The 24,115-nt window shown below is 63.4% G+C and carries 24 protein-coding genes; 4 read left to right on the top strand and 20 right to left on the bottom strand.

Annotated features, from left to right (window positions below; all coding sequences use genetic code 11):
- Nucleotides 1-7: 7 nt before the first annotated feature.
- Nucleotides 8-853: a fumarylacetoacetate hydrolase family protein gene (locus tag ACK3CV_RS03485; RefSeq protein ID WP_033648523.1), complete on the bottom strand. Its 846-nt coding sequence runs from the start codon at nucleotides 851-853 to the stop codon at nucleotides 8-10.
- A gap of 25 nt (nucleotides 854-878) precedes the next feature.
- The gene (locus ACK3CV_RS03480) at nucleotides 879-1,619 is read right to left on the bottom strand and encodes an SDR family oxidoreductase (protein WP_016929185.1); all 741 of its coding nucleotides are present in this window, start codon (nucleotides 1,617-1,619) and stop codon (nucleotides 879-881) included.
- 235 nt (nucleotides 1,620-1,854) lie between these two features.
- On the opposite strand from ACK3CV_RS03480, the gene ACK3CV_RS03475 reads away from it, so the two are divergent.
- Both ACK3CV_RS03475 and ampH read left to right on the top strand, forming a co-directional pair.
- Nucleotides 1,855-2,613, top strand: coding sequence for a FadR/GntR family transcriptional regulator (locus ACK3CV_RS03475; RefSeq protein ID WP_033636991.1), 759 nt, complete (start codon nucleotides 1,855-1,857; stop codon nucleotides 2,611-2,613).
- A gap of 125 nt (nucleotides 2,614-2,738) precedes the next feature.
- Nucleotides 2,739-3,881, top strand: a complete 1,143-nt coding sequence (gene ampH / locus ACK3CV_RS03470; protein WP_060428689.1) for a D-alanyl-D-alanine-carboxypeptidase/endopeptidase AmpH — start codon at nucleotides 2,739-2,741, stop codon at nucleotides 3,879-3,881.
- 33 nt (nucleotides 3,882-3,914) lie between these two features.
- Here the strand turns inward: ampH and hpaC are convergent, their stop codons facing one another.
- The 11 genes from hpaC to ACK3CV_RS03415 form a co-directional block, all read right to left on the bottom strand.
- Complete coding sequence (gene hpaC, locus ACK3CV_RS03465; protein ID WP_033636989.1) at nucleotides 3,915-4,430, bottom strand: 4-hydroxyphenylacetate 3-monooxygenase, reductase component; 516 nt, start codon at nucleotides 4,428-4,430, stop codon at nucleotides 3,915-3,917.
- A 16-nt stretch (nucleotides 4,431-4,446) separates the two neighbouring features.
- Nucleotides 4,447-6,009, bottom strand: coding sequence for a 4-hydroxyphenylacetate 3-monooxygenase, oxygenase component (gene hpaB, locus ACK3CV_RS03460; RefSeq protein ID WP_033636988.1), 1,563 nt, complete (start codon nucleotides 6,007-6,009; stop codon nucleotides 4,447-4,449).
- A gap of 178 nt (nucleotides 6,010-6,187) precedes the next feature.
- Nucleotides 6,188-7,084, bottom strand: coding sequence for a 4-hydroxyphenylacetate catabolism regulatory protein HpaA (gene hpaA, locus ACK3CV_RS03455; protein WP_033636987.1), 897 nt, complete (start codon nucleotides 7,082-7,084; stop codon nucleotides 6,188-6,190).
- Nucleotides 7,085-7,118: 34 nt separating this feature from the next.
- On the bottom strand, nucleotides 7,119-8,489 hold the full coding sequence (hpaX, locus tag ACK3CV_RS03450; protein ID WP_033636986.1) for a 4-hydroxyphenylacetate permease: 1,371 nt from the start codon (nucleotides 8,487-8,489) through the stop codon (nucleotides 7,119-7,121).
- Nucleotides 8,490-8,492: 3 nt separating this feature from the next.
- A complete protein-coding gene (hpaI, locus tag ACK3CV_RS03445; RefSeq protein ID WP_033636985.1) occupies nucleotides 8,493-9,287 on the bottom strand; it encodes a 4-hydroxy-2-oxoheptanedioate aldolase in 795 nt (264 codons plus the stop codon).
- Between the two features lie 77 nt (nucleotides 9,288-9,364).
- On the bottom strand, nucleotides 9,365-10,168 hold the full coding sequence (gene hpaH / locus ACK3CV_RS03440) for a 2-oxo-hept-4-ene-1,7-dioate hydratase (protein ID WP_039567496.1): 804 nt from the start codon (nucleotides 10,166-10,168) through the stop codon (nucleotides 9,365-9,367).
- Between the two features lie 14 nt (nucleotides 10,169-10,182).
- On the bottom strand, nucleotides 10,183-10,569 hold the full coding sequence (locus ACK3CV_RS03435) for a 5-carboxymethyl-2-hydroxymuconate Delta-isomerase (RefSeq protein ID WP_086580959.1): 387 nt from the start codon (nucleotides 10,567-10,569) through the stop codon (nucleotides 10,183-10,185).
- Nucleotides 10,570-10,619: 50 nt separating this feature from the next.
- Entirely contained in the window at nucleotides 10,620-11,693 is a 1,074-nt protein-coding gene (hpaD, locus tag ACK3CV_RS03430) for a 3,4-dihydroxyphenylacetate 2,3-dioxygenase (protein WP_004933173.1), read from the bottom strand.
- Nucleotides 11,694-11,730: 37 nt separating this feature from the next.
- A complete protein-coding gene (gene hpaE / locus ACK3CV_RS03425) occupies nucleotides 11,731-13,185 on the bottom strand; it encodes a 5-carboxymethyl-2-hydroxymuconate semialdehyde dehydrogenase (protein ID WP_164038459.1) in 1,455 nt (484 codons plus the stop codon).
- The gene (locus ACK3CV_RS03420) at nucleotides 13,182-13,946 is read right to left on the bottom strand and encodes a fumarylacetoacetate hydrolase family protein (RefSeq protein ID WP_033648528.1); all 765 of its coding nucleotides are present in this window, start codon (nucleotides 13,944-13,946) and stop codon (nucleotides 13,182-13,184) included. Before ACK3CV_RS03420 ends, hpaE begins: the two co-directional genes overlap by 4 nt.
- Nucleotides 13,943-14,575: a fumarylacetoacetate hydrolase family protein gene (locus tag ACK3CV_RS03415; RefSeq protein WP_033636979.1), complete on the bottom strand. Its 633-nt coding sequence runs from the start codon at nucleotides 14,573-14,575 to the stop codon at nucleotides 13,943-13,945. The genes ACK3CV_RS03420 and ACK3CV_RS03415 overlap by 4 nt, the downstream gene beginning before the upstream one ends.
- Nucleotides 14,576-14,902: 327 nt before the next feature.
- Here ACK3CV_RS03415 and hpaR point away from each other — a divergent pair, with 327 nt between their 5' ends.
- Nucleotides 14,903-15,355 (top strand): homoprotocatechuate degradation operon regulator HpaR, encoded by a 453-nt coding sequence (gene hpaR, locus ACK3CV_RS03410; RefSeq protein ID WP_047569450.1) that lies wholly within the window; start codon nucleotides 14,903-14,905, stop codon nucleotides 15,353-15,355.
- Between the two features lie 122 nt (nucleotides 15,356-15,477).
- Here the strand turns inward: hpaR and ACK3CV_RS03405 are convergent, their stop codons facing one another.
- The 7 genes from ACK3CV_RS03405 to ACK3CV_RS03375 all read right to left on the bottom strand — a co-directional run bounded on the left by ACK3CV_RS03405 (nucleotide 15,478) and on the right by ACK3CV_RS03375 (nucleotide 22,939).
- On the bottom strand, nucleotides 15,478-16,269 hold the full coding sequence (locus tag ACK3CV_RS03405; protein ID WP_060428695.1) for an SDR family oxidoreductase: 792 nt from the start codon (nucleotides 16,267-16,269) through the stop codon (nucleotides 15,478-15,480).
- Between the two features lie 4 nt (nucleotides 16,270-16,273).
- Nucleotides 16,274-17,071 (bottom strand): molybdenum cofactor biosynthesis F family protein, encoded by a 798-nt coding sequence (locus ACK3CV_RS03400; protein ID WP_033636970.1) that lies wholly within the window; start codon nucleotides 17,069-17,071, stop codon nucleotides 16,274-16,276.
- Between the two features lie 11 nt (nucleotides 17,072-17,082).
- Nucleotides 17,083-17,865, bottom strand: coding sequence for an SDR family NAD(P)-dependent oxidoreductase (locus tag ACK3CV_RS03395; protein WP_033648535.1), 783 nt, complete (start codon nucleotides 17,863-17,865; stop codon nucleotides 17,083-17,085).
- Nucleotides 17,858-18,448, bottom strand: coding sequence for a DUF3156 family protein (locus ACK3CV_RS03390; RefSeq protein ID WP_164038461.1), 591 nt, complete (start codon nucleotides 18,446-18,448; stop codon nucleotides 17,858-17,860). Before ACK3CV_RS03390 ends, ACK3CV_RS03395 begins: the two co-directional genes overlap by 8 nt.
- Nucleotides 18,423-19,916 carry an APC family permease gene (locus ACK3CV_RS03385; protein WP_164038464.1) on the bottom strand — a complete coding sequence of 498 codons (1,494 nt, stop codon included), beginning with the start codon at nucleotides 19,914-19,916 and terminating at the stop codon, nucleotides 18,423-18,425. The genes ACK3CV_RS03390 and ACK3CV_RS03385 overlap by 26 nt, the downstream gene beginning before the upstream one ends.
- A gap of 129 nt (nucleotides 19,917-20,045) precedes the next feature.
- Entirely contained in the window at nucleotides 20,046-21,230 is a 1,185-nt protein-coding gene (locus ACK3CV_RS03380; RefSeq protein WP_049194547.1) for an anaerobic sulfatase maturase, read from the bottom strand.
- Nucleotides 21,227-22,939: an arylsulfatase gene (locus tag ACK3CV_RS03375; protein WP_164038467.1), complete on the bottom strand. Its 1,713-nt coding sequence runs from the start codon at nucleotides 22,937-22,939 to the stop codon at nucleotides 21,227-21,229. Before ACK3CV_RS03375 ends, ACK3CV_RS03380 begins: the two co-directional genes overlap by 4 nt.
- A 482-nt stretch (nucleotides 22,940-23,421) precedes the next feature.
- Here ACK3CV_RS03375 and ACK3CV_RS03370 point away from each other — a divergent pair, with 482 nt between their 5' ends.
- Complete coding sequence (locus ACK3CV_RS03370; protein WP_033636963.1) at nucleotides 23,422-24,069, top strand: helix-turn-helix transcriptional regulator; 648 nt, start codon at nucleotides 23,422-23,424, stop codon at nucleotides 24,067-24,069.
- The last annotated feature ends 46 nt before the right edge of the window (nucleotides 24,070-24,115 follow it).

Below are 24,115 nucleotides of genomic sequence, written 5' to 3'. Positions count from 1 at the left end.
CTCCCGGTTAGGCCTGTACGGTTTGCTGGCGCTGTTCGCCCAGCCCTTCGATGCCCAGACGCATCGTCTGGCCCGCCCGCAGATAGATGGGCTGCGGTTTCTGCCCCATGCCGACGCCCGGCGGCGTGCCGGTGGAGATCACATCGCCCGGCTGCAGGCTCATAAAGCGGCTGAGGTAGCTGACGATCTGCGGAATGCGGAAGATCATGGTGCTGGTGTTGCCGTCCTGATAGCGCTTGCCGTCCACCTCCAGCCACAGGTTCAGGCTGTGCGGATCGGCGATCTCGTCGGCAGTCACCAGCCAGGGGCCGATCGGCCCGAAGGTGTCGCAGCCTTTGCCCTTGTCCCAGGTGCCGCCGCGTTCAATTTGATATTCGCGTTCTGAAACGTCGTTGATCACGCAGTAGCCGGCGACGTGGCGCATCGCGTCTGCTTCGCTGATGTAGCGCCCGCCCTGGCCGATCACCACGCCCAGCTCCACTTCCCAGTCGGTTTTCTGCGAGCCGCGCGGGATCTCCACCTGGTCATAGGGGCCGACCACCGCGCTGGTCCATTTGTTGAACACCACCGGTTCTTCAGGAATGGCCGCGCCGGTTTCCGCCGCGTGATCGGCGTAGTTCAGGCCGATGCAGATAAACTTGCCGATGCCGCCGACGCAGGCGCCGAGGCGCGGCTGCCCTTCGACCAGCGGCAGCGCGGCGCTGTCCAGCGCGCGCAGTTTGGCGAGCGACGCCGGCAATAACGCGGCGCCCCCCACGTCGGCGATATGCTGCGACAGATCGCGCAGGCGGCCCTGCGCATCCAACATGCCGGGGCGCTCTTGCCCGGGTTGCCCGTAACGTAAAAGTTTCATGCGTTCCTCTCTCAAAAATGGCGGCTCAGTTGCTCCAGCCGCCGTCGATGATCTGCACCGTGCCGGTGGTGTACGAACTGGCGTCGGAGGCCAGATACAGCGCCAGTTGGGCGATTTCCTCGGTGGTGCCGATGCGCCCGATCGGCTGACGGGCGACGAACGCCTGATACACCTCTTGCTCGCTGCGCCCCTGCTCGCGCGCCTGCTCGGCAATGCGCTGGCGCAGCGACGGCGACTCCACCGTGCCGGGGCAGATGGCGTTGCAGCGGATGCCCTGCGTGACGTAGTCCGCCGCCACCGAGCGCGTCAGGCCGATCACCGCCGCCTTGCTGGCGCTGTAAGCGAAGCGGTTCGGCACCCCTTTCACGCTCGAGGCCACCGAGGACATGTTGATGATCGAGCCTTTGCCGCGCGCCAACATGCCCGGCAGGAAGGCGCGGATCATGCGGAACATCGCGGTAACGTTGAGATCGAGCGCGAACGCCCACTGATCTTCGCTGCAATCGAGGATCGATCCGCTGTGCACCACGCCGGCGCAGTTGAACAGCACGTCGATCGGGCCGATCGCTTCCGCCGCCGCCGCGATGGCGGCCGGATCGGTGACGTTCAGCGTCAGCGCGCGGATCCCGGCGCAGCCCTGCAGGCGCTCGAGGTTGATGTCGCTGGCGATCACCTCGGCACCGGCGGCGGCGAACAGCCTGGCGGTGGTAAAACCGATCCCTTGCCCGGCGGCGGTGATCAGTACGCGTTTCCCGGTTAAATCCATCTTGACTCCTCGGCCTAAAGGTCTAATGGTCAGGCCACTAAGGGCGGTTAAAGGTCAGGCCTCTAACATGACAAAAGACGCTTTACGCGTTATCGTTGGGGGAAGAAGTTAATAAAACAGCCTTGAAACCGCATTTCAATTAACCATTTTTTTACACTTGAATAACGATTACTCAAGCGCCTTGTCGCATAATTGTGCGCCAAATCACTGAACGCCGAATCGTCAAAGGTCAAAAATGCCGATTACCCGACTGGAAAACCCAAGAATTTACAGACAGATAGCAGACCAGCTCAAACGTCTGATCGAAAATAACGAATTTCCGCCGGGCAGCCGCCTGCCCTCGGAGCGCGATCTCGCCCAGCAGTTGCAGGTCAGCCGCGCGTCGGTGCGCGAAGCGCTGATCGCGCTGGAAGTGATCGGCCTGGTGGACGTCAAGGTCGGCAACGGGGTGATCGTACGCTCGCAAACGCCACTGGCGCCGTCGCAGGAGCCGGTGATGGCTCAGGCCGGCCGCAACCAATGGGCGGAGATCGACGACGAACTGAATATTGAACTGGATTTCAACGCCGAGCTGCCGCCATTTTCACTGCTGCAAACCCGCCTGTTGATCGAACCGGAGACCGCCGCACTGGCCGCGCGCCACGCCACCGACGAAGAGCTGGCGGGCATCCGCGCCGCCTACGAGCAGAACTGCCGCGATAACCGCGCCGGCTCCGCCACTCACCCCGGCGATCGGCTGTTCCACATCCGCATCGCCCAGGCCAGCGGCAACCCGGCCTATGCGTTCATTATCGGCCACCTGCTCGGCCACCGTTACGGCAGCATGTTTCGCGTGCTGCAGCGCCACTATACGCCAGACGACATGCCGCACCGTTCCGAGCTGGAACACCGGGCGATCCTGGCGGCGATCGAAGCGCGCGACGTGCGCGGCGCCCGCAAGGCGATGAAGGCGCACCTCGATGAAGTGATCGCCATTTTCGCCCGCGCGCAGTAGGCCGCCGGCGGTTAAAAAATTTATCGTCACCGCTCTTTTTTCTACATGCAGCCGGGGCCTGAGCGCATTACACTGGGCGACGAATAACGCCCTTTCCCGCTGCATTGTTAAATGGATAACGACCGTTGAAGAACTCTGTCTCCGCTTTATTGCTGGCGCTGGGCCTGTGCGCCGCGCCGCTGGCCGCGCTGGCCGCCCCCCCGCAGCTGGCTTCGCAAATCGTCGACCAGTATGCCGAACATATTTTCTACAACAGCGGCGCCACCGGCATGGCGCTGGTGGTGATCGACGGCAATCAGGTGGTTAACCGCAGCTTTGGCGATACCAAACCCGGCAACAACCTGCGCCCGCGCCCGGATTCGCTGATCCGCATCGCTTCGATCACCAAGCTGATGACCAGCGAAGTGATGGTGAAAATGGCGGCGGCAGGCCAGGTCAAACTGACCGACCCGTTGCGCAAGTACGCCCCCAAAGGCGCCTATGTGCCGGCTTACAACGCCGGGCAGCCGATCACCCTGCTGAACCTGGCGACGCACACCAGCTCGCTGCCGCGCGAGCAGCCGGGCAAGAAGCCGCCGAAAACGCCGGTGTTCACCTGGCCGACCAAGGCTCAGCGCTGGCAGTGGCTGGCCCATGCCAACGTCACGGTACCGCCGGGCGTACGCGCCGCCTACTCCAACCTGGCGTATGACCTGCTGGCCGATGCGCTGTCGCGCGCCGCGGGCAAGCCTTACAACGCGCTGCTGAAAGAGAAAATCACCGCGCCGCTCGGCATGGTCGACACCACGCTGACGCCGAGCCCCGAGCAGTGCTCGCGCCTGATGGTGGCGGCGGCCGGCCCGAGCGCCTGCCGCGACACCACCGCCGCGGCCGGCAGCGGCGGCGTCTACTCCACCCCGCGCGACATGCAGCGCTGGATGCAACAATTCCTCTCCTCCAGCGCCAGCGGTCCGCGCAAAGCCACCGCCGCCAGCGAGCAAACCATGTACTTCCAGCGCCACGATCTGGTGTCGCTGAAGGGCATGGACGTGCCGGGGCAAGCGGATGCGCTGGGGTTGGGTTGGGTGTATATGGCGCCGAAGGACGGGCTGCCGGGCATCATTCAGAAGACCGGCGGCGGCGGCGGATTCATTACCTACATGGCGATGATCCCGGCGAAAAACGTCGGGGTGTTCGTGGTGGTGACCCGCTCTGAGCTGAGCAAGTTCACCAACATGAGCGATCCGGTCAACCGCCTGGTGAGCGATCTGGCGGCTAACAAGAGTTGAAACGCGGGGCGCAGCAGGCTGCGCCCCAACGCCTCAGGCCGGCACCGCCATCGGGTGGATCACCGAATGGAAATTGCGCTTGAAGTAGATCAGCCCGTTGCCGGCTTCGCTCAGCGCGATCTGCTTGATCTGCACCAGGTACATCTGGTGGGTGCCGATGCTCTGGATCTGCTCGATCTCCCCTTCCAGGCTGGCCAGGGTATTGCGCAGCACCGGCTGCCCCAGCGCACCGAGCTGCCACTCTTCCAGCCGGAAACGATCTTCCATGCTGACGCCGGTCATGCCGGCGAAGTGGCGCGCCATCAGCTCCTGCTCGTGGTTGAGCACGTTGACGCACAGCCTGCGGTTTTCCTGAAACACCGGGTTCATCGCGCTGTTGCGGTTGATGCACACCAGCAGCGTCGGCGGCGTATCGGTTACCGAGCACACCGCCGTGGCGGTGATGCCGCAGCGCCCCGCCGGGCCGTCGGTGGTGACGATATTCACCGCCGCCGACAGGCTGGCCATGGCGTCGCGAAAGCGCAGGCGCTGTTCATTTTCCTGAGACATACAACCTCCTCCTGAATTACTTCAGCAGATTATCCAACTGATTAATATCGTCATTGTTCCGCAGGTGCGGCACCTTCCAGCCGTGCTGATCGTAATCGGCCAGGCACTTGTCGACCATCTGCATCATGCGATCCATGTTGCCGGATCCCTGCGCGTGGCGCAGGCACTGCAGGCGGATCTCATCCTGGCTGCCGGCGTAGTTGATCTCATACAGCTCGTGGCGGCCGCCGAATTCGCTGCCGATCGCGTCCCACATCAGCTTGAGGATCTTGATGCGTTCGACGTGATCCATACCGTCCGATCCGCGCACGTAGCGCGCCAGGTACTTGTCGATCTCCGGGTTGTTCATGTCGCGCACGCTGGACGGCAGGTAGATCAGGCCGCTGGTGACGTTCTTCTCGATGATGTGTTTCACCTTGGTGTAGGCCATCGGTGCCATCACGCGGTAGGTCTGCAGCGCGGCGGAATCCGGCAGGTAGGCGCCGTTTTCCCATTTTGTGGCTTCGGCGCACATTGCATCGCTCAGCGACCAGAACAGGTTGCGCCAGGCCACCACTTCGCCCAGATCGGCCTGCACGCCGCGGAACTCCAGCACGCCGGTGCACGATAGGCTCTTTTGCAGCAGCGCGGTGATAAAGTCCATCTTCACCGCCAGGCGCACGCAGGCCTGCAGCGGGAACAGCCGGGCGAAACCGCCCTGGGTGCTCCAGCGGCGGCAGCGGTCGAAATCGCGGTAGATCAGCACGTTTTCCCAGGGGATCAGCACATGATCCATGATCAGGATCGCGTCGTTCTCGTCGAAGCGGCTGGAAAGCGGATAGTCGAACGGCGATCCGGTGGCGCCGGCCACCAGCTCGTAGGAGGCGCGCGAAATCAGCTTCACCCCTTCGGCGTCCATCGGCGCCACGAACATCAGCGCGAAGTCCGGGTTATCGCCCATCACCTGCGCCGAACCGAAGCCGATGAAGTTGTAGTGGGTCAACGCCGAGTTGGTGGCCACCACTTTGGCGCCGCTGACCACGATGCCGGCGTCGGTCTCTTTCTCCACCTGAATGTAAACGTCCTTCACCTCGTTAACCGGCTTGTGGCGGTCGATCGGCGGGTTGACGATGGCGTGGTTGAAATAGAGCCCGGTTTCCTGAATGCGTTTGTACCAGTGGCGCGCGTTGTCGGCGAACTGGCCGTAGAACTCCGGATAAGCGCCCAGCGCGCAGCCGAAGGCCGCCTTGTAGTCCGGCGTGCGCCCCATCCAGCCGTAACTTTGGCGCGACCAATCGGCGATGGCGTCGCGCTGCTGGCGCATCTCTTCCGGGCTGCGGGCATAGCGGAAGAACTTGTGGGTGTAGCCGCCGTTGCCGGTGTCGGTATTCCAGCACAGGCGATCCTGGCTGGCCGGATCGTGCAGCGCGTCATACAGCTGGCCGACAGACGCCGCCGCGTTGCGGAACGCCGGGTGGGTGGTGACGTCTTTCACGCGCTCGCCGTAAATGTAGATTTCGCGGCTGTCCTGCAAACTTTTCAGGTATTCGGCGCCGGTGAACGGGCGTTTGCTGTCGGCACGAAAGTCTTCTGGTTTCATCGGGTCTTCCTCGTCATCGGCATTTTTCAGGCCGTGGATCCGGCCATTTGTTAAAATAATGTTTTCTTTTGGTTGCTTAATTGAAGCTGCCAAAGCCGGTTTCGAGAAGAGACTTTTGCGGCAATCGCCGGTACTTTTCAGGTCAGTTTGCCGCTTTCGCGGCAAACTGTGATCGCGGTTACGAAAGGGCGTGTTGCGCCGCGCGGTAGGTCGAGGGGGAACAGCCTTCCAGCCGATTGAAAAAACGGGCGAAATAGGCCGGATCCTTGAAGCCGAGGCTGTAGGCGGTTTCATGCACCGTGCAGGCACTGAACAGCAGCATGCGTTTGGCCTCGCGCAGCAGCCGATCGAAGATCAGCCGCTTGGGCGGCCGGTTGGCGAAGCGCCGACACAGGTCGTTGAGCCGCGATTCGGTCACCCCCAGCGCCTGCGCATACTCCGGCACCGGCAGGTGCTCGCGAAAACGCTCGTCCACCATCTTGTTGAACCGCTGAAACAGCTGCAGTTCGCCGCGCACGCCGCTGTTGGCGTTGTCTTCCAGCGCGGTATTGCGCAGCAGCAGCGTGAACACCGCCTGCGCCAGCAGCGCCAGCGTCTGTTCGCGCCCGGCCAGGTTCTGGCCGAACTCGCGGCGGATCAGCGCCCAGTAGTGGCTGAGCGCCGTCAGCTCCTGCGGCGCGTCGGCCAGCGACAGGCAGATGCCCGGCATGTCCAGCGCCAGGTTGCTGCCGGGATACAGGCGCTCCAGCAGCGGCCAAATCAGCTCCTGGCGCACCGTCAGCACGTGGCCGTCGCTGTCCGGTTCGGTAAAGAACGCATGCGGCACCGACGGCGGCGTGAGGATGAACAGCGGCGCCTGCACCGAATAGTGCTGATCGTCGAGCTGCAGCTCTATCTTGCCGGTTTCCAGGAAATGCACCTGGAAGAAGCAGTCGTGCCAGTGCACCTGCATGTCGCGGCCGAAGAATGCCGCCAGCCCGGCGAAAGTTTCGTAGTGCACCTCGTCGGCGGCGTAGCGCGCGTCATACTCTTTGCAAATATCGATGTTGGCGATAAAGCCGGTACTTTTCCGCACCTCATGTCCTCCTGCAATCATGCCCACTTGCGCATCAAGGCGTCGCCCTCGGGCGCGAATCCTTCATCGGGATGCGCCACACCAGCACGGCGCCGACGATCAGCAGCGCCGAGACGAAATACAGCCCGGAGTTGAAGCTGCCGGTCAGATCCTTGAACCAGCCGATCAACAGCGGGCTGAGCGCCGATCCGATATTGCCGGTGGCGTTGATCACCGCGATCCCCACCGCGCGCGCTTCCAGGCTGATCGACTGATCCGGCGTGGTCCAGAAGATCGCCATGGCGGTGAAGGAGCCGACCGAGGCCATCACGATCCCCAGCAGCTGGATCAGGCTGTGATCGGTGGCGGACGCCAGCAGCCAGCCGGCGGCGGCGAACAGGTATGGCAGCGCGGTGTGATGCTTCCGCTCCTGCAGCCTGTCGGATCGTTTGCTCCACCACACCATGCCGGCGATGGTACAGATCTGCGGGATCGCCGCCAGAATGCCGATCGTCACGTTGCTGCTGCCCTGGTTGAAGCTTTGCAGGATCTGCGGCGTCCAGATGTTGATCGCGCTCAGGGTGTTGGTCAGGCAGAAATAGGCCAGAGTGTACATCAGCACGATCGGCGTGAAAATCTCGCGCCACAGGCTGCGTTGCTGCAGCGCGCGGTGGCTGCTCGGCCCGTTGGGCTGCACCAGCTGCAGCTTGTCGGCCTCCATCATCGCCTGCAGGCTGGATTTTTCCTCGTCGGTCAGCCACTTGGCCTTGGCCGGCGTATCGTCGAGGTAAAACCACACCACCACGCCCAGCAGCACCGACGGAATGCCTTCCAGCAGGAACAGCCACTGCCAGCCCTTCAGGTTCATCACCCCGTCCAGCGCCAGGATATAGCCGGAGACCAGCGAACCGATCGCCATGGTCACCGGCATGGCGATCATGAACAAAGCGTTGGCGCGAGCGCGGTAGAACGCCGGGAACCAGTAGGTGAGGTACACCAGAATGCCCGGCAGGAAACCGGCCTCGGTGATGCCGACGATCATGCGCAGCACGTAAAGGCTGGTTGGCCCGGTGGCGAACATGGTGCAGGTGGAGGCGATGCCCCACAGCACCATGATGGTGGCGATCCAGCGCCGCGCGCCGACCCGGCTCAGCATCATGTTGCTCGGAATGCCGAAGATCACGTAGGTGACATAGAACAACGTCGCCGCCAGCCCGAACATGGTCGAGCTGAGGCCGAGATCTTTGCCCATCGTCAGCCCGGCGAAGCCGATGTTGATACGGTCGAGGAAAGAGAAAACAAACAACACGAACAGGAAAATGATCAGGCGCCGAAACAACTTTTTAATCACCGATTGCTCGGCGGCGGTTAACGCTTTATGTTGCTGCGCCGGGTTGGCCGGCGGCAGCGAATCGACGTGGTTCATGGTTCAGTAAACTCCCGATGAAGGCGCTTGCACCCCGCCCTGTTTGAACTCGTCAGCCAGGGCTTCCGCCGCCCGCGCCAGCAGGGTGGTGTCCACCCCCACCGCGACGAACAGCGCGCCGGCTTCCAGATAGCGCTGCGCCAGTGCCTTGTTGGCCATCAAAATGCCGGGCGCCTTACCGGCGGCGCGGATGCGGGCAATCGCGTCGTCGATGGTGCGCTGCACCTCCGGGTGCTGCGGATTGCCGGCGAAGCCCATATCGGCGCTGAGATCCGCCGGGCCGATAAACACGCCGTCCACCCCTTCCACCTGCAAAATGGCGTCGAGGTTTTTTACCGCTTCGCGGGTTTCAATCTGCACCAGCACGCACATCTGCTCGTCGGCCTGCTGCAGGTAATCGGGCACCCGGTTCCAGCGCGAAGCGCGCGCCAGGGCGCTGCCGACGCCGCGTACGCCGTGCGGCGGATAGCGCGTGGCGCGCACCGCATCGCGCGCCTGTTCGGCGTTTTGAATCATCGGGATAAGCAAGGTTTGCGCGCCGACGTCCAGCAGTTGCTTGATGATCACCGCGTCGTTCCACGGCGGCCGCACCACCGGCCGGCTCGGGTAAGGCGCGACCGCCTGCAGCTGCCCCAGCACCGTCTGCACGTTGTTGGGCGCATGTTCGCCGTCGATCAGCAGCCAGTCGAAACCGGCGCCGGCCAGCAGCTCGGCGCTGTAGCTGCTGCACAGCCCGAGCCACAGCCCGATCTGCGGGCGTTTTTCCTGCAGCGCACGCTTGAAGTGGTTGGTTAACATCGCATTCTCCCTGACAAGCGGGCGTAGCGCGTGGCCCCCGCCCGGTTTATTGCGGCCCGGTTCGCCGAGCCTGCTTATTAGACAAAGCGGCAGCTGATGCAGCCCATCGGGCCGTAGTCGACGTGGAAGGTGTCGCCGCGCCGCGCCGGCACCGGCCGGGTGAAGGAGCCGCCGAGGATCACCTGCCCCGCTTCCAGCTCCACCTCATACGGCGCCAGCTTGTTGGCCAGCCAGGCCACGCCGTTGGCCGGGTGGTTGAGCACCGCCGCCGCCACGCCGGATTCTTCAATCACGCCGTTGCGGTACAGCAGCGCGGCTATCCAGCGCAGATCCAGCGCATCCGGCTTGATCGGCCGCCCGCCCATTACCACCCCGGCGTTGGCGGCGTTGTCGGAGATGGTGTCGAATACCTTGCGCGGCCGCTGAGTCTCGGGATCGACGTTGTGGCTGCGCGCGTCGATGATCTCCAGCGCCGGAATGACGTAGTCGGTGGCGTTGTAGACGTCGAACAGCGTGCAGTTCGGCCCGCGCAGCGGCTTGGCCAGCACGAACGCCAGCTCCACCTCCACCCGCGGCACGATAAAGCGATCGATCGGAATGTCGCTGCCGTCGTTGAAGAACATGTCGTCCAGCAGCGCGCCGTAGTCCGGCTCGGTGATCTGCGAGCTCACCTGCATGGCGCGCGAGGTCAGGCCGATCTTGTGGCCCTTGAGCTTGCGCCCCTCGGCGATCTTCAGCTCCACCCACTGCCGCTGAATGGCGTAGGCGTCCTCGATGGTGATCTCGGGATGATCGAGCGACAGCGCGCGGATCTGTTCACGACTCTTTTCCGCCTGATGCAGGCGCTGTACGGCGCGGTTAACCTGCTCTTTATCCAGCATTTACGACCCCTTATTCACGCCTTGTTGAACAGCGCGTGGACATTGTTCTGTTTGTAATTCAGCACCGGATCCAGCTCTTCCATAGTGAAAGAGAGCGCCAGGTAACGCTGCGCCATCAGCGCGGCGAAGTGTTCCTTGATCAGCGCAAACAGCATCTCGCCCACCTGCTGCCGGCTTTCCAGGCTGCGGCCGTGGCCGATCTTCAGCGTCATGTGCACGAAGGCGTAGTCCTGCTTGCCGTCGGCCATCTGCCAGGTGTCGAGCCAGAGGGCGCGGCTGCGTACGCCGGCCAGCGGAAAGATGCCGGTCGCCGCCAGCGCCTCGTTGACCTTGGCGAACAGGGTGGGCAAATCCGCCTCGCGGCGGATGTTGTCGGTACATTCAGCGTAAAAATGGGGCATAGCGTTCTCCAGACGGCGCATAGGCGCGGGCGCGGCCCGCGCAGCGGCATTTACAGCGTATTGCCAAGTTTGAAACCTTTTTCCGTATCGCCCTCACGGGTGTAGGAAAAACCGTCTGCGCCGATGGTGACGGCCATTTCGCTGGGCGCGCTGCGTTCGATGACCGGCTGCGGCTGCCCATCGAGATCCAGCACCAGCGATCCTTCGGTATACCAGCTCGGCACCACCGGATTACCCCACCAGTCGCGGCGCTGGTTGTCATGCACGTCCCAGGTCACGGTCGGGTTGTCCGGATCGCCGGTGTAGTAATCCTGCGTGTAGATCTCCACGCGGTGGCCATCGGGATCGCGCAGATAGAGGTAGAACGCGTTGGAAACGCCGTGACGGCCGGGGCCGCGTTCGATCAAATCGGATTTGCGCAGCGCGCCGAGCTTGTCGCAGATGGCCAAAATATTGTGCTTTTCATGGGTGGCGAAGGCGATGTGGTGCATGCGCGGCCCGGCGCCGCCGGTCATCGCGGTATCGTGCACCGTCGCCTTGCGGCGCATCCAGGCGGCGTAAACCACGCCGTCTTCATCGCGGATGTCTTCCGTTACGCGGAAGCCCAGCCCCTGGATGTATTCCACGGCGCGCGGCACGTCAGGGGTGATTTGGTTAAAGTGATCGAGGCGCACCAGCGCGCCCGGCGTATACAGATCGTAGCGCCAGGCCAGACGCTCGACGTGCTGCACGTCGTAGAAAAACTCATACGGGAAGCCGAGCGGATCCTCGACCCGCACCGCATCGCCGATGCCTTTGGCGAACCCGTTCACCCGCCGCTCGGTGCGGCAGCCAAGCGCCTTGAAATACGCTTCGGCGCGATCGACGTCTTCCGGCGTGCGCACGCGAAAAGCAAACGCCGCAACGGCGGCGACCGGGCCTTCGCGCAGCACCAGGTTATGGTGAATGAACTCCTCCATCGAACGCAGGTAGAGGGTTTTGTCATCCTCGGCGGTCACGACCAGGCCGAGGATATCGACGTAAAATTCGCGTGCGGCTTTAAGGTTCGTGACCTGAATTTCCATGTAGGCACAGCGCACGACGTCGGGAGCAGGGACAGCATTAGTGGTAAGTTTTGTCGTCATTGTTCTCATCTCTTTCGTTATTATTGTGGCCCGAGGCTTAGACGCCCCATTTCGGGATCGGGTGGTCGCCCATGGAAATGCACACGTTCTTCATTTCGGCGAACACTTCGAAGCTGTATTCGCCGCCTTCGCGGCCGGTGCCGGAGGCTTTCACGCCGCCGAACGGTTGGCGCAGATCGCGTACGTTTTGGGTGTTGACGAAAACCATGCCCGCTTCGATGCCGCGGGCCAGGCGCAGAACCTTGCTCACATCTTGCGTCCAGATGTATGACGCCAGGCCGTATTCCACGTCGTTGGCCATGCGCAGGCCGTCTTCTTCCGACTTGAACGGCAGCAGGCAGGCCACCGGCCCGAAGATCTCTTCCTGCGCCACGCGCATCCGGTTGTCGACATCCGCCAGCACCGTCGGGCGCAGGAAGTTGCCGTGGCTCAAACCGGCCGGTTTGTCCGGGCCGCCGGCCAACAGGGTCGCCCCTTCTTCCACCCCGAGGCGGATATAGCCGGAGACTTTTTCCCAGTGCTGCGGGCTGATCAGCGCCCCCACCTGGGTGTTGGGATCTTGCGGATCGCCCACGCGCAGACGGTTGGCGCGCTCGGCGAAGCGTTTGACGAATTCCGAGTAGATGCTCTCCTGAATGAAGATGCGCGAACCGGCGGTGCAGCGTTCGCCGTTGATCGAGAAGATGGTGAACAGCGCGGCGTCGAGCGCCCGCTCGATGTCGGCGTCTTCAAAGATCAGCACCGGCGACTTGCCGCCCAGTTCCATGGAAAACTTCTTCAGCCCGGCGCTTTCGATGATGCGGCGGCCGGTGGCGGTGCCGCCGGTGAAGGAGACCGCGCGCACGTCTTTATGGCGCACCAATGCGTCGCCGGCGGTGGCGCCATAGCCCTGCACCACGTTCAGCACCCCGGCCGGAATGCCGGCTTCCAGCGCCAGCTCGCCCAGGCGATCGGCGGTCAACGGCGACAGTTCGGACATCTTCAGCACCGCGGTGTTGCCCAGCGCCAGGCAAGGCGCGGTCTTCCAGGTGGCGGTCATGAACGGCACGTTCCACGGCGACACCAGCGCGCATACCCCCACCGGCTGCACCAGCGTGTAGTTGAGCATCTTGTCGTCCACCGGGTAGGTCTTGCCGTTCATCTGCTGGCACACCTCGGCGAAGAACTCGAAGTTGTGCGAGGCGCGCGGGATCAGCACGTTTTTGGTCTGGTGGATCGGCAGGCCGGTGTCGGCGGTTTCCAGTTCGGCGATCTGCGGCACGTTCTGGTCGATCAGCTCGCCCAGGCGGCGCATCAGGCGCGCGCGCTCTTTCATCGGCGTGTTGGCCCACTTGGGGAACGCCTCTTTCGCCGCCGCCACCGCCTGATCTATCTCCAGTTGGCCGCCGGAGGCCACTTCCGCCAGCACCTCGCCGTTCGCCGGGTTGGTGGTGGTGAAATACTCTTTGCTGGCGACGTTCTTGCCGTTGATCCAATGGTTGATGGTTTTCATCGCAGGCTCTCCTCGTAATCTTTTTCACTGATAATGTGGTTAACCAGACGGCCGATGCCCTCGATCTCCACCACCACTTCGTCGCCCGGCTGCACGTCGGCCAGCCCTTTCGGCGTGCCGGTGGCAATCATGTCGCCCGGCTGCAGCGTCATGAATTCACTCAGGTAGGCGACCAGGAACGGAATGTCGAAAATCATGTCGGCGGTGCTGCCGCGCTGGCGCAGCTCGCCGTTGACGTAAGTGCTGAGCGCCAGCCGGTGCGGATCGGCGACGTCGTCGCGATCGACGATGTACGGCCCGATCGGCGTCAGGGTATCGCGGCTCTTCACCCGCAGATTCGGCCGGTAGTAGTTTTCCAGGTAATCGCGGATGGCGTAGTCGTTGCACAGGGTGTAACCCGCCACATACTCCATGGCGTGCTCGCGGCTGACGTTGCGCGCGGTCTTGCCGATCACCGCCACCAGCTCGGCTTCGTAATGCATGTACTCCACGCCGGCCGGGCGCACCGACACCTGGCGGTGCCCGGTCAGTGTGTTCGGCGCCTTGAGGAACACCAGCGGCTCTTCCGGCGCCTTGAATTCCAGCTCGCTGGCGTGGTCGGCATAGTTCAGCCCGAGGGCGAACACCGTGCCCTGCGCCGGCGGCAGCCATTCCACTTCGCGCTCCTGCAGCACCTCGCCGTTCGGCAGCGTGACGCGCAGCTGGTCGTCCACCTGGACGTTGACGGCCTGGCCATGATGGCGAATACGGGCATGTTTCATGATGCGGCTCCTGCTTGGGTGACGCGGTTGGTCAGCGTGGGCAGGCCGGCGGCGCGCACCGTCACCTCATCCCCCGGTTTGATCTCCACCCGCTGGTGCGGGGTGCCGATCAGCACCGCATCGCCCGGCTGCAGGGTGATGAAATCGCTGATGGCGGCGATCAGCTCCGGCACCGAGCGCACCAGATCGGCGGTGGACCAGCGATCCTGCTCCACGCCGTTGATCTCGGTGACGATCTCCAGCCGATCGGCGGCCTCCAGCTGGCCGATCTCCCCCAGCGGGCAGAACCCGTCGCGGCATTTGGCCTTGATCGCCGGGCGATAGAAGCTGCTTTCCGGCAGGCTGACGTCGTTGGCCAACGCGTAGCCGGCCAGATAACGGCTCACCTGCTCAACCGGCACCTTGCGCGCGGTATCGCCGATGATCACCGCCAGCGTGCCGCCGCTCTGCACGGTTTCACCGGCCGGAAACGGGATCGCCCCGCCGTTGGCGAGGTGGGTGTTGCGCGGTTTGATAAACCACACCGGGGTTTTGGGCGGGGTCTGATACGGCGGCTGGTGAAACGCCTGATCCCAGGCGTCCAGTTGGCTGCGGTGGTTCAGCGCAACGGAAAATACGGTGCCTTTCATGCGAACTCCTCCAATGGCAAAACATGACAACCGGCATTCATTAATATATTAATGATTACTTTTATACGCTGTGCAGCTTTTACGCAACGCGCTTGGAGTGATTTGTGATCGTGATAACAAAATATTCACAAATAACGAACATTAGCGTGATTATTCAACGTATTAATCATTTTTCTCGCCATTTTTCGCTGCGGCACGCATTTTTGCTTTATCCCTACGGGTAACTTTGGCTACTATTAAGTTATTAACAAAATCGGGCTTTGCGGGGCGGGCGCCCCCATAACGAGCGCCGTAACAACGAACACCTTGATAGCTAAGGCCAAACTTATGCATGAATCGTTAACCATCGCCCTGCTGCAGGCGCGTGAAACCGCCATGGGGTTCTTCCGCCCGATCCTGAAAAGCCACAATTTGACCGAACAGCAGTGGCGCATCATCCGCGTGCTGGCCAACAGCCGCTCGATCGAATTCCACGAGCTGGCGGCGGAAACCTGTATCCTGCGCCCCAGCCTGACCGGCATTCTGTCGCGCATGGAGCGTGACAAGCTGATCTTCCGCCTCAAGCCGGTCAACGATCAGCGCAAGCTGTACGTGTCGCTGACCCAGCAGGGCCAGGATCTGTATGAAGTGGCGCGCCACCAGGTGGAACAGGGGTACGCCGAGATTGAAGCCGCCTTTTCGCGGCAGAAAATGGACCAGCTGATGGCGCTGCTGGACGAGCTGATCACCCTGGGCGACAGCCTGCCCGCCAACGTTACCGCGCATCCCACTAAGAAGTGATTTAACCAACCGGAATTCTCAAATTAATTGGCGTTGCAGCCAGGCGGCCAAGGCGTAAGTCCCCAGGAGCTTACTCAAGTCAGTGACTGGGGTGCGCGCCTGCAGCCAACAACGCTGCAGCGTCAAGTAAGCAGAGAATTCGTTTCCGGCAACAGCGCGCCGCCGTCCACCACCAGCGTCTGCCCGGTGATGTAGGCCGCCGCCGGCGAAGCGAGAAACACCATCGCCGCGGCGATGTCTTCCGGTTCCCCCAGCCGCCCGAGCGGCACCGAGGCGGCGATCGCCTGATTCACCTGCGCGTCACCCAGGTTGGCCATCGCCGGCGTGCGGATCATCCCCGGCTCCACGCCGTTGACGCGAATTTTCTCCGCCGCCAGCTCCAGCGCCGCCGCGCGAATAAACCCGTTCACCCCGGCCTTGGAGGCAGCGTAGTGCGCCAGCCCCGGGTAGGCCACCCGCGGGCCGGTCACCGACGAAGTCACCAGAAGGCAGCCGCTGCCCCGGCGGCGCATCCACGGCAGCGCCGCCTGCGCCAGAAAGAACGGCGCCATCAGATTGACGCTCAGCGTGCGTTGCAGCAGGGCCGCGTCGATGGCGGCGAACGGCGTCAGCGGAAAGTAAGCGGCGTTGTGGATCACCACGTCCAGCCGTTGATGCCGCTCGCCCACCGCCGCCACCAGCTCGGCGATCTGCCCCGGTTCGGCCAGATCGCAGGCCAGCGCCTGCACGCTCAGCCCTTCATCCCGCAGCACCTGCGCCGCCGCCTGCGCCTGCGGCAGCTGCACGTCCGCGATCGTCACCTCGGCGCCCAGGCGGGCAAAGGCGCTGACGATCGCCAGCCCAATGCCCTGCGCGCCGCCGGTCACCAGCACCGCCTGCCCCGCGAAGGCGTCGGCCGCATAGGTTGCGCTCATCGCCCTATCCTCGCGGGTGGCGCGTGGTGTTCAGCACCTGCGCATGGGCACCGACCGCAAAGTTGCTCAGCGCGCTGAAATCGCTGCCCTGATAACCGAGGATCTTGCCGTCGGTGCGCATGCCCTGCAGATCGATCATCACCACGCCCAGCGTCGGGATGATCTTCTCGCGCCAGACGAACAGATAAAGCTGCTCTGCCACCTTCACGTAGTGGCAGCGATCGACGTCCGCCAGCCCTTTCTCCACCCCGTCCAGACACTGCCAGGCGTAGAAGTTGTCGTTCAGGTAGATGTGCTCGTACCGCTCGGTCGGGCTGTAGGTGTACATATTGCGCATGCCGATCAGCTCATCGGTAAAGCCCGGCGGCGCCACGTCGGCGTCATCCAGCGTGCCGAAGCGGAATTCGGCCTCGACCGCGGTCAGCGGCAGCCCCTGCTCCACCCGGCTGAAAGCATCGAGCCGCGCCTGCGCTTCGTCCGGCAGCTGGCCGTATACCGCAGTGAAGTTGCCCTGATTGCGGTCGCATACCAGCGTAATGCTGGCGTTGGCGCGGGCGGGATCGAGAAAATCGATGAACAGCACGCCGGGGCGAATGCTGGTGGCGCGATAGGCGACGCCGCGCCGTTCGCCCCACTCCAGCGTCTGCTCGTCGGTAAACCGGCAGCGCTGCGTCGCGCCGTCGCTAAAGCGCAGCGTCAGCGTGCTGCCCGCCAGCCCGTGCTGCCGTTCCAGCGTATTGCTGTGCGGCGCAAAGCCTTCCGCCAACGCGCCAACCTGAATGAATACCGCTTCTGAACTCATGGAAATGCTCCTTACAGGGAAGTGAAAGCCAGGGTCGGCACGTCAACGATGGTGGAGCCGCCGTCGGCCACCAGCGCCGCGCCGGTAATGATTGAAGCTTCGCTGGAACACAGGAAACGGCAGACGCGGGCGATCTCCTCGGCGCTGGCCGGGCGGCGCAGCGGCACGTCGCGGCAGACCATCTGGTAAGCCTGCTCCAGCGATATCTGATGGGCGTCCATCAGCAGTTGCATCTCTTCGTCCGCCATCGGCGTGGTCACCCAGCCCGGGCACACCGCGTTGGCGCGCACGCCCAGCGGGCCATAGTCGCGGGCGATGGAGCGCATCAGCCCGATCAGCGCGTGCTTGGCGGTGACGTAGCCGCAGACCTCCGGCCCGGCGGCCAGCGAGGCGATCGACGCGACAAACAGCAGGTTGCCGCCGCTTTTAATCAGCTCAGGCAGACAGGCGCGCGCGCTGGCGAAAGCGCTGTTGAGGTTGCTGTCCATCGCCCCTTGCCACTGCGCGTCGGTCATCTCGGTGATACGCTTGAAGCCCATGCCGCCGGCGCTGCCGATCAGGCAGTCGATGCGCCCGGCTTCGCGCAGAATGGCCGGCAGCAGCGCGTGGTTCCAGCTCTCGCCGCTGGCCGCATCGCCCACCAGCGCCTGCGCGCCGATCTCTTGCGCCAGCGCCGCCAGCGGTTCCGGGCGGCGGCCGATGATGAACACCCGATCGCCCTGCGCCGCCAGCAGACGGGCGCAGGCGGCACCCACGCCGGTGCCGCCACCGGTAATCACAACCACTCTATTCATGATTCAGCTTCTCCATCAGTTGGCCGATCATCAGCAGGCTGCTCAACAGCAGCCGCCGCTGTTCGGCATCCAGCCGCAAATAGCGGCGGCCGGCCGGTAAATGGCTGACCACCTCCGATGCGGCGAAATGCTCGATATCCACCTGCCAGCGCCCGTCTTTCACCGTCAGCCGCACGCGGCGAAAATCCAGCTGCGCCAGCGTCTCGCCGATCTGCGGGTAGCGCTGCAGGCCGTCCAGCACCCGCTGCGCGGCCGCGTGGCGCTGGCGCAGCAGATAACGCACCCCGCGCCGCCGCAGCCAGCCGCCGGTCACCACGTCCAGCGTCAGCGGGGGCTGCGCTGCGCACGCGCCCTGCAACCGAAAGCGGTGGCTGACGATATGCGCCATAAACAGCCCCTGCACCTGTTCGCCGATCTCGATCTGCGGCCCCTGCGGCAGCGTCAGCCGCAGCAGGCCCGGCGCCAGGCGTTCGCACGCGTAGGGCTCCAGGTTGCGCGCCAGACGATCCAGCGCGGCGCCCGGCCGATAGCCCGACGGCGCTCGCCGCCAGGCGCGATTAAGTGAGGGAAGTAAGCCGATCAAACTGCGCCTCCTCGTTTTCACCCTTGGCAAATGCGTTCTCCAGCACCTGCTCGACCGGCACCGGCTTGAACGGGTTCACTTTCTGCACGCACAGCGTCCAGAACAGTGCATAGGCGGCGGTCAGGCCGATCATCCAACCGAAGGGAATGTAGATGTCGCTCGGGTTCATTCCCGGCGGCGTGATGTAAACGATGGCCAACACGATGCCGACGCTGGAAACGATCTGCGGCAGCGGGAACCACGGCGATTTATAGGCGCGCGGCAGATCGGGGCGGCGTACGCGCAGGATCACCACCGAGCAAGTCACCAGCAGGTAGGCCACGCCCCAGGCGCACACCGCCGCCAGCACCAGCGGAATGATCCTGTCGAGATTGCCCTGAATGGCGAAGGCATGTACGCAGGGGATCAATACCGCCACCAGAATGCCGACCACCGGCGTTTTAAAGCGCGGGTGCAGATAGGCGAACATGCGCGGCAGCGCGCCGTCCAGCGCCATGCCGTACAGAATGCGCGGCACCGCCGCCATCAGCGTGTTGATGGTCGCGGCGCCCGCCAGCAGCAGGCCGACGCCGAGCCAGTATTTGCCGAACTGGCCCATTACCTGGCCGGCGAACGCCGGGATGGCCATCGGCGTTTCCAGCAGGCGCGCGCCGCTGGCGGCGTCGATCACCACGTTTTCCACCTGGTGGCTGAGTGCCGCGCCATACAACGCCATGCACACCGCCACGCCGCACAGCCCCAGCGCCATCGCGCGCGGGATCACCCGATCGCAGCGTTTGATCTCCGGCGCCATCGGCGTCACCAGCTCACAGCCGACGAACATGAACATCGCCATGCCGATCAGGCTGAATACCGCGAAGGGATCGTTCAGGCTCAGCGTGCTGCCGAACCAGCCCTCGAGCGGCACCGCATGCGGCGACAGCAGCCCGACGATGCCGAAAATCACCAGCGTGCTCCACATGGCGAAGGTCAGCACGATCTCCGCCTTGCCGAAGGCCTCGATGCCGAACGCGTTGAGCAGGCCGAACACGATGACCAGCCCGACGCCGACCATCCAGGAGGCGTTGTTGCTTTCCATCAGGGTGTTGAGGTGCTCGAAGTTCACCAGTGCCATGATGCCGGAGAGAATGGTCTCGGCGGTGCCGGCGAAGATGTGCACGATCAGGTAGGCCGACAGCGCGCCGGTGATGGCGAAAAAGCGCCCCATGCCGCAGGAGATGTAGTCGTAAACCGAACCGGAGGTCGGCAGCAGCGCCGCCGCTTCGGAGAAGGTGGTGAGCTGCGCCTGCATCATGATGAAGGCGATCAGCATCGCCAGCGCGAAGGTGTCGCCGCCGATGCCGAAGCCGCTGGTGACCGTCAGGATCACCGGGCTGGCCATGATCACCCCGACCGAACTGGCCAGGGTGGTGGGAAAGCCGACCTTGCCTCGAGCCAGGTGGGCGTGCAACCGCGACGACAGGTTCATGGTTATTTCCTCTTATAGTTTTGGCCTGATGCATGCAGGTGCTTGCAGGTTTTTCACCGCCAGCGGCGGTAATCTCACTATAGAGAGGAAAGGAAAATGCTGACTATCGTCCTTAAGGACGAGACGGTTTCAACCTGCGGCCGCGCTCACGGCGGCGCGCCACTGCATCGCCCCCTGCGGGCTGCGTGGGTAGGCGCGCAGCGGCGCCAGCAGCGCGGAAAAGAAGGCGTAATAGCCGGCGCACAGCCGGTTGTAGCGATCTTCGCCCACATGCGCCGGGCAGCCGCCCTGGCAGACGCTTTTCACGCTGCAGCGTTGGCACTCGCGGCGCAGGCTCTTGTTTTTACCGAACGGCATCTCCGCCGCCCTTGCCGCCAAGGTGGCGAGCGGCGTGTGGCGATCGGCATGGCCGAGCAGGTGCTGCGCGTTGATCAGATGATCGCAGGCGTAAAGCCGCCCGTCCGGCTCCATCACCAGATTGCCGCCGCAGCGTTCGGCGTGTACGCAGCTGGGGCTGACGTGGGTGAAATACTGCGCGTAGACCTGTTCGATGTTCATCACGAAGACCTGGCCGACGTGCCCGCGGCTGCGCCAGCGGCGGTATACCGCCAGCATGAAACGCCCCCAGTTGGCGGCGCTCAGCCCATAGCCGGCGGTGGGCGCATCCCCTTCCAGCATCAGCGGCTGGAACTGCAGATAGCGCGCCCCGATCGCCACCGCATGATCGTAGATCGCCTCGGCGCGATCCGCGACGCCGTCGTGCACCACCATCAGCAGGTTGAAATCGATCTGATGGCGCTGCAACAGCGCAATGCCGCGCAGCGCGGCGTCATAGCTGGCACCGCCGCGCTTGTCCGGCCGGTGGGCGTCCTGCACCTCGCGATCGCCGTCCAGGCTGACGCCGAGGATAAAGTGATGCTGCCGGAACAGCCGGCACCAGGCGTCGTTCAGCAGGGTGCCGTTGGTCTGCAGGCTGTTGCTGATCCGCACGCCCGGCGGCGCGTAGCGGCGTTGCAACGCCAGCGCCCGCTTGTAAAAACCGATCCCCGCCAGCAGCGGCTCACCACCCTGCCAGACGAAGTTGATCTCGCGGCTGTAACGCGGCTGGGCGGCGATGTAGCCGCGGATAAATTCCGCCAGCAGGTCGTCGTCCATCTTGCGCGTCCGCTCCTGCTGGCGCTGCGGATAGTAGCAGTAGCGGCAGCCCAGGTTGCAGCCGGCGCCGATCGGCTTCACCAACAGATGAAAAGGCGCCGCCGCGCGCGGTTCGCTCTCTACCGGGATCTGCTGCGCGCGCAGCTGGGCCAGGTTCATGGCGCCGCCTGCGGCAACGGTTTGTGGGTCAACGGATCCAGGCCGATGTAGTCGCCGGTGCCGGCGTCGACGCCGAGGTAGTCGATCGCTGCGCCTTTGGCTTCAATGACCATGCCCTGCTGCGCAAAGCGGCGATACGCCTCGCTCAGCCGTTTGACTCGCTCCGGGTTGGTGGCGGCCAGATCGCGCGTTTCCAGCGGATCGTCATGCAGGTTGAACAGCCCCCACGGCGCCATCTGCGCCGTCGGCCCGGCCTTCACCAACCGCCGCAGCTTCCAGACGCCGTCCACATAGGCGGCCTGGTTATGCAGCTCCACGCCGTAGGTCGCGCGCGGCACGCCGTCGGCCTCGCCGCTGAAATAGCGCTTGAAGCTGACGCCGACCATCGGCAGCGTCGGTTTGGCCTTCAGCGGTTTATTGGCATCGATGCCGGCATAGTCATACAGCGTCGGGGCGATGTCATACACCGCCATCGGCGTGCGGTCGATGCCGCCGCGCCCCTTCAGCCGCGGCGCGGAGATGATGAAATCGGTATTGATGCCGCCCTGCGCGCTGGTGGTTTTATGGTAGTTGGCGTACGGCGCGTTGCTGACGTTGGCCCAGTGCGGCCCGTAGGAAATGAACGAGCCCTTGCGGCCGAGGTTGGCGTAGCTGTTGTCGAACTGCCGCCAATACTCCGGCTTCGAGCCATAGTGGAAGCCGCTGGCCGGGTTGGCGCCGTTGTCGGTGGCGAACACGATCACCGTATTTTGGTCGCGGCCGGTTTGCTTCAGGGTGTTCAGCACCGCGCCGACCTGATCGTCCATGTAAGCGATCATCGCCGCGTACACCTGCATGGTCTTGGCTTCATATTTTTGCTGCTCGGGCGTCAGCGCGTTCCAGGCCTTATCCAGCGCCAGCGTCGGCATCGGCGTACGCTCGGAAATCAGCCCCAGCGCTTTCAGGCGCTGAATGCGCTGCTGATAGGCCTGCTGGTAACCGGCGTCGTATTTGCCGTCGAATTTGGCGATCCAGTCATCCGGCGCCTGCAATGGATCGTGCGGCGCGGTGAAGGCCAGATAGGCGAAGACGGGCTTATTTTGCGGCGTATCACGGATCCACTGTTCCAGCTGATCGGCATAGGCCTTGCTGGAATAGAAATCTTTGGGCAACGACACGCGTTTGCCGTTCAGGGTGTAGAAGGTGTGGAACGCCTCCACGGTGCCCAGCGGTTTCGCATCGTCAAAATGGCTGGTGCCGCCGCCCATAAAGGCGAAGGCGCGCTCGAAGCCGCGATCGGTCGGTTTGGCGCCGTCGACATAGCCCAGGTGCCATTTGCCCGCCATCATGGTGGCGTAACCCGCGTCGCGAAAACGCTCCGGCAGCGTGGTCACGCGGTCGGTCAGGCGCATTTCATAGCCCGGCTGCGCGGCGGTGCTCTCATACCACCACATGCCGCCCATGCCGGCCTGCTGATTGGTGTTGCCGGTCATCAGCATCGACCGCGCCGGCGCCGACATCGGCGAGGTGTAGTACTGGCTCATGCGCACGCCCCGTTCGGCCAACGCCTGCAGGTTGGGCGTCGGTATCTCGCCGCCGAACGGGCTGATGTCGGAGTAGCCCATGTCGTCCACCAGAATGATCAGCACATTGGGGCGATCGGCGTCCGCCCCCTGCGCCAGGCCAGATAAGGCGCCGCTCAACGCCACCGCCAACGTTTTTTTCTGCATCGTTCGTTCCCCGTATGGTCATGCGGACTGAACAACCCGACGTCTCAGCCCGAGAAAGGTCATCATTTTTTCGTCTTATACGTTTGGCGCCGCCTGGCGCTATCTTCAATTCGCAGTGTAGAAAGCGGCGGAAAAGCCTGGCTATCGTTCTTAAGAACGAGGGACGACGGCGACGGCATCGGCTGTAGCACGCGCAGGGCGGCGAGGGTTTCGTCCAGGCAAACATTGAAAAGCGCTGTAAATTCAGCGGGAAAAGCGATGAATTATTTCATTAACCTATTAATGAAAACCGCTATAAATCCGAACTGAAAAGCCCTGATTAACGCAGTGTCATCTTGTTATTTATGTGTTTTATTGCAATCGGCCTCACGTTGTTAATATGTTTTTATTGTGTTGCCAAATTGCTACAACTATGCTTGTATCGTTCATATATTGACCGCCAACCTTCTCCAGATTGAACGATAAAGGGAGGAACACGAATCATGCACAGCACAGCATCCGATGCCTTTATCAACAGTTGTTTGGCGACCATTACGCACCTGATCCCGGTGTCCGCCGGGGTGTTTTATCTGGTCGATCGCGACCTGCGGCCGGATCATTACATCCTGTATGGCATGCCCGATAAAACGCATCAGCAGTATCTGAACCACTTCCAACAGATAGACCCGCTGCAGCCGGCCAATTTCCATCGCCAGGACATCACCATGGTCGGCATGAGCCCGGCGGCGATCGCCGGCAACCGCCGCTATTACCACGACTTTATGCTGCCGAACGACATGCGCGACATGACGGAGATCTTCATCCGCCAGCGCAAGCGCATCGTCGCCGGGGTATCGCTGATCCGCGATACGCCGTTTACCGAAGTGGAGCGCGGCCGCCTGCGCGCGGTGCTGCCGCTGATCGAGCTGGCGACGCGCGATCTGCTGCCCGACGGCGAGGCGCAGATGCTGACCGCCAAAGAGCAAGAGATCGTCAACCTGGTGCGCGAAGGCGCCAGCAATAAGCGCATCGCCCTGAAGCTGGGCATTTCGCTGTCGACGGTGAAAACCCATATGCGCAATATTTTCGCCAAAACCGACGTGGTGAACCGCACCGAACTGGTCGCCGGCGGCTTTCTCGCCCACGGTTAACGCCCGATAATGGCCGCCGCTGCCGGCGGCCGGGAAATAACGCCAG

It is taken from the genome of Serratia sp. TSO36 (assembly GCF_057808395.1).
This window is presented reverse-complemented; position numbering and strand designations above follow the sequence as displayed.

What these genes read in the sequence shown, in the direction of transcription:
- ACK3CV_RS03485 (WP_033648523.1), bottom strand. Translation starts at nt 853, where the DNA reads ATGAAACTTTTACGTTACGGGCAACCCGGGCAAGAGCGCCCCGGCATG.
- ACK3CV_RS03480 (WP_016929185.1), bottom strand. Translation starts at nt 1,619, where the DNA reads ATGGATTTAACCGGGAAACGCGTACTGATCACCGCCGCCGGGCAAGGG.
- ACK3CV_RS03475 (WP_033636991.1), top strand. Translation starts at nt 1,855, where the DNA reads ATGCCGATTACCCGACTGGAAAACCCAAGAATTTACAGACAGATAGCA.
- hpaC (WP_033636989.1), bottom strand. Translation starts at nt 4,430, where the DNA reads ATGTCTCAGGAAAATGAACAGCGCCTGCGCTTTCGCGACGCCATGGCC.
- hpaB (WP_033636988.1), bottom strand. Translation starts at nt 6,009, where the DNA reads ATGAAACCAGAAGACTTTCGTGCCGACAGCAAACGCCCGTTCACCGGC.
- hpaX (WP_033636986.1), bottom strand. Translation starts at nt 8,489, where the DNA reads ATGAACCACGTCGATTCGCTGCCGCCGGCCAACCCGGCGCAGCAACAT.
- hpaI (WP_033636985.1), bottom strand. Translation starts at nt 9,287, where the DNA reads ATGTTAACCAACCACTTCAAGCGTGCGCTGCAGGAAAAACGCCCGCAG.
- hpaH (WP_039567496.1), bottom strand. Translation starts at nt 10,168, where the DNA reads ATGCTGGATAAAGAGCAGGTTAACCGCGCCGTACAGCGCCTGCATCAG.
- ACK3CV_RS03435 (WP_086580959.1), bottom strand. Translation starts at nt 10,569, where the DNA reads ATGCCCCATTTTTACGCTGAATGTACCGACAACATCCGCCGCGAGGCG.
- hpaD (WP_004933173.1), bottom strand. Translation starts at nt 11,693, where the DNA reads ATGACGACAAAACTTACCACTAATGCTGTCCCTGCTCCCGACGTCGTG.
- hpaE (WP_164038459.1), bottom strand. Translation starts at nt 13,185, where the DNA reads ATGAAAACCATCAACCATTGGATCAACGGCAAGAACGTCGCCAGCAAA.
- ACK3CV_RS03420 (WP_033648528.1), bottom strand. Translation starts at nt 13,946, where the DNA reads ATGAAACATGCCCGTATTCGCCATCATGGCCAGGCCGTCAACGTCCAG.
- ACK3CV_RS03415 (WP_033636979.1), bottom strand. Translation starts at nt 14,575, where the DNA reads ATGAAAGGCACCGTATTTTCCGTTGCGCTGAACCACCGCAGCCAACTG.
- hpaR (WP_047569450.1), top strand. Translation starts at nt 14,903, where the DNA reads ATGCATGAATCGTTAACCATCGCCCTGCTGCAGGCGCGTGAAACCGCC.
- ACK3CV_RS03405 (WP_060428695.1), bottom strand. Translation starts at nt 16,269, where the DNA reads ATGAGCGCAACCTATGCGGCCGACGCCTTCGCGGGGCAGGCGGTGCTG.
- ACK3CV_RS03400 (WP_033636970.1), bottom strand. Translation starts at nt 17,071, where the DNA reads ATGAGTTCAGAAGCGGTATTCATTCAGGTTGGCGCGTTGGCGGAAGGC.
- ACK3CV_RS03395 (WP_033648535.1), bottom strand. Translation starts at nt 17,865, where the DNA reads ATGAATAGAGTGGTTGTGATTACCGGTGGCGGCACCGGCGTGGGTGCC.
- ACK3CV_RS03385 (WP_164038464.1), bottom strand. Translation starts at nt 19,916, where the DNA reads ATGAACCTGTCGTCGCGGTTGCACGCCCACCTGGCTCGAGGCAAGGTC.
- ACK3CV_RS03380 (WP_049194547.1), bottom strand. Translation starts at nt 21,230, where the DNA reads ATGAACCTGGCCCAGCTGCGCGCGCAGCAGATCCCGGTAGAGAGCGAA.
- ACK3CV_RS03375 (WP_164038467.1), bottom strand. Translation starts at nt 22,939, where the DNA reads ATGCAGAAAAAAACGTTGGCGGTGGCGTTGAGCGGCGCCTTATCTGGC.
- ACK3CV_RS03370 (WP_033636963.1), top strand. Translation starts at nt 23,422, where the DNA reads ATGCACAGCACAGCATCCGATGCCTTTATCAACAGTTGTTTGGCGACC.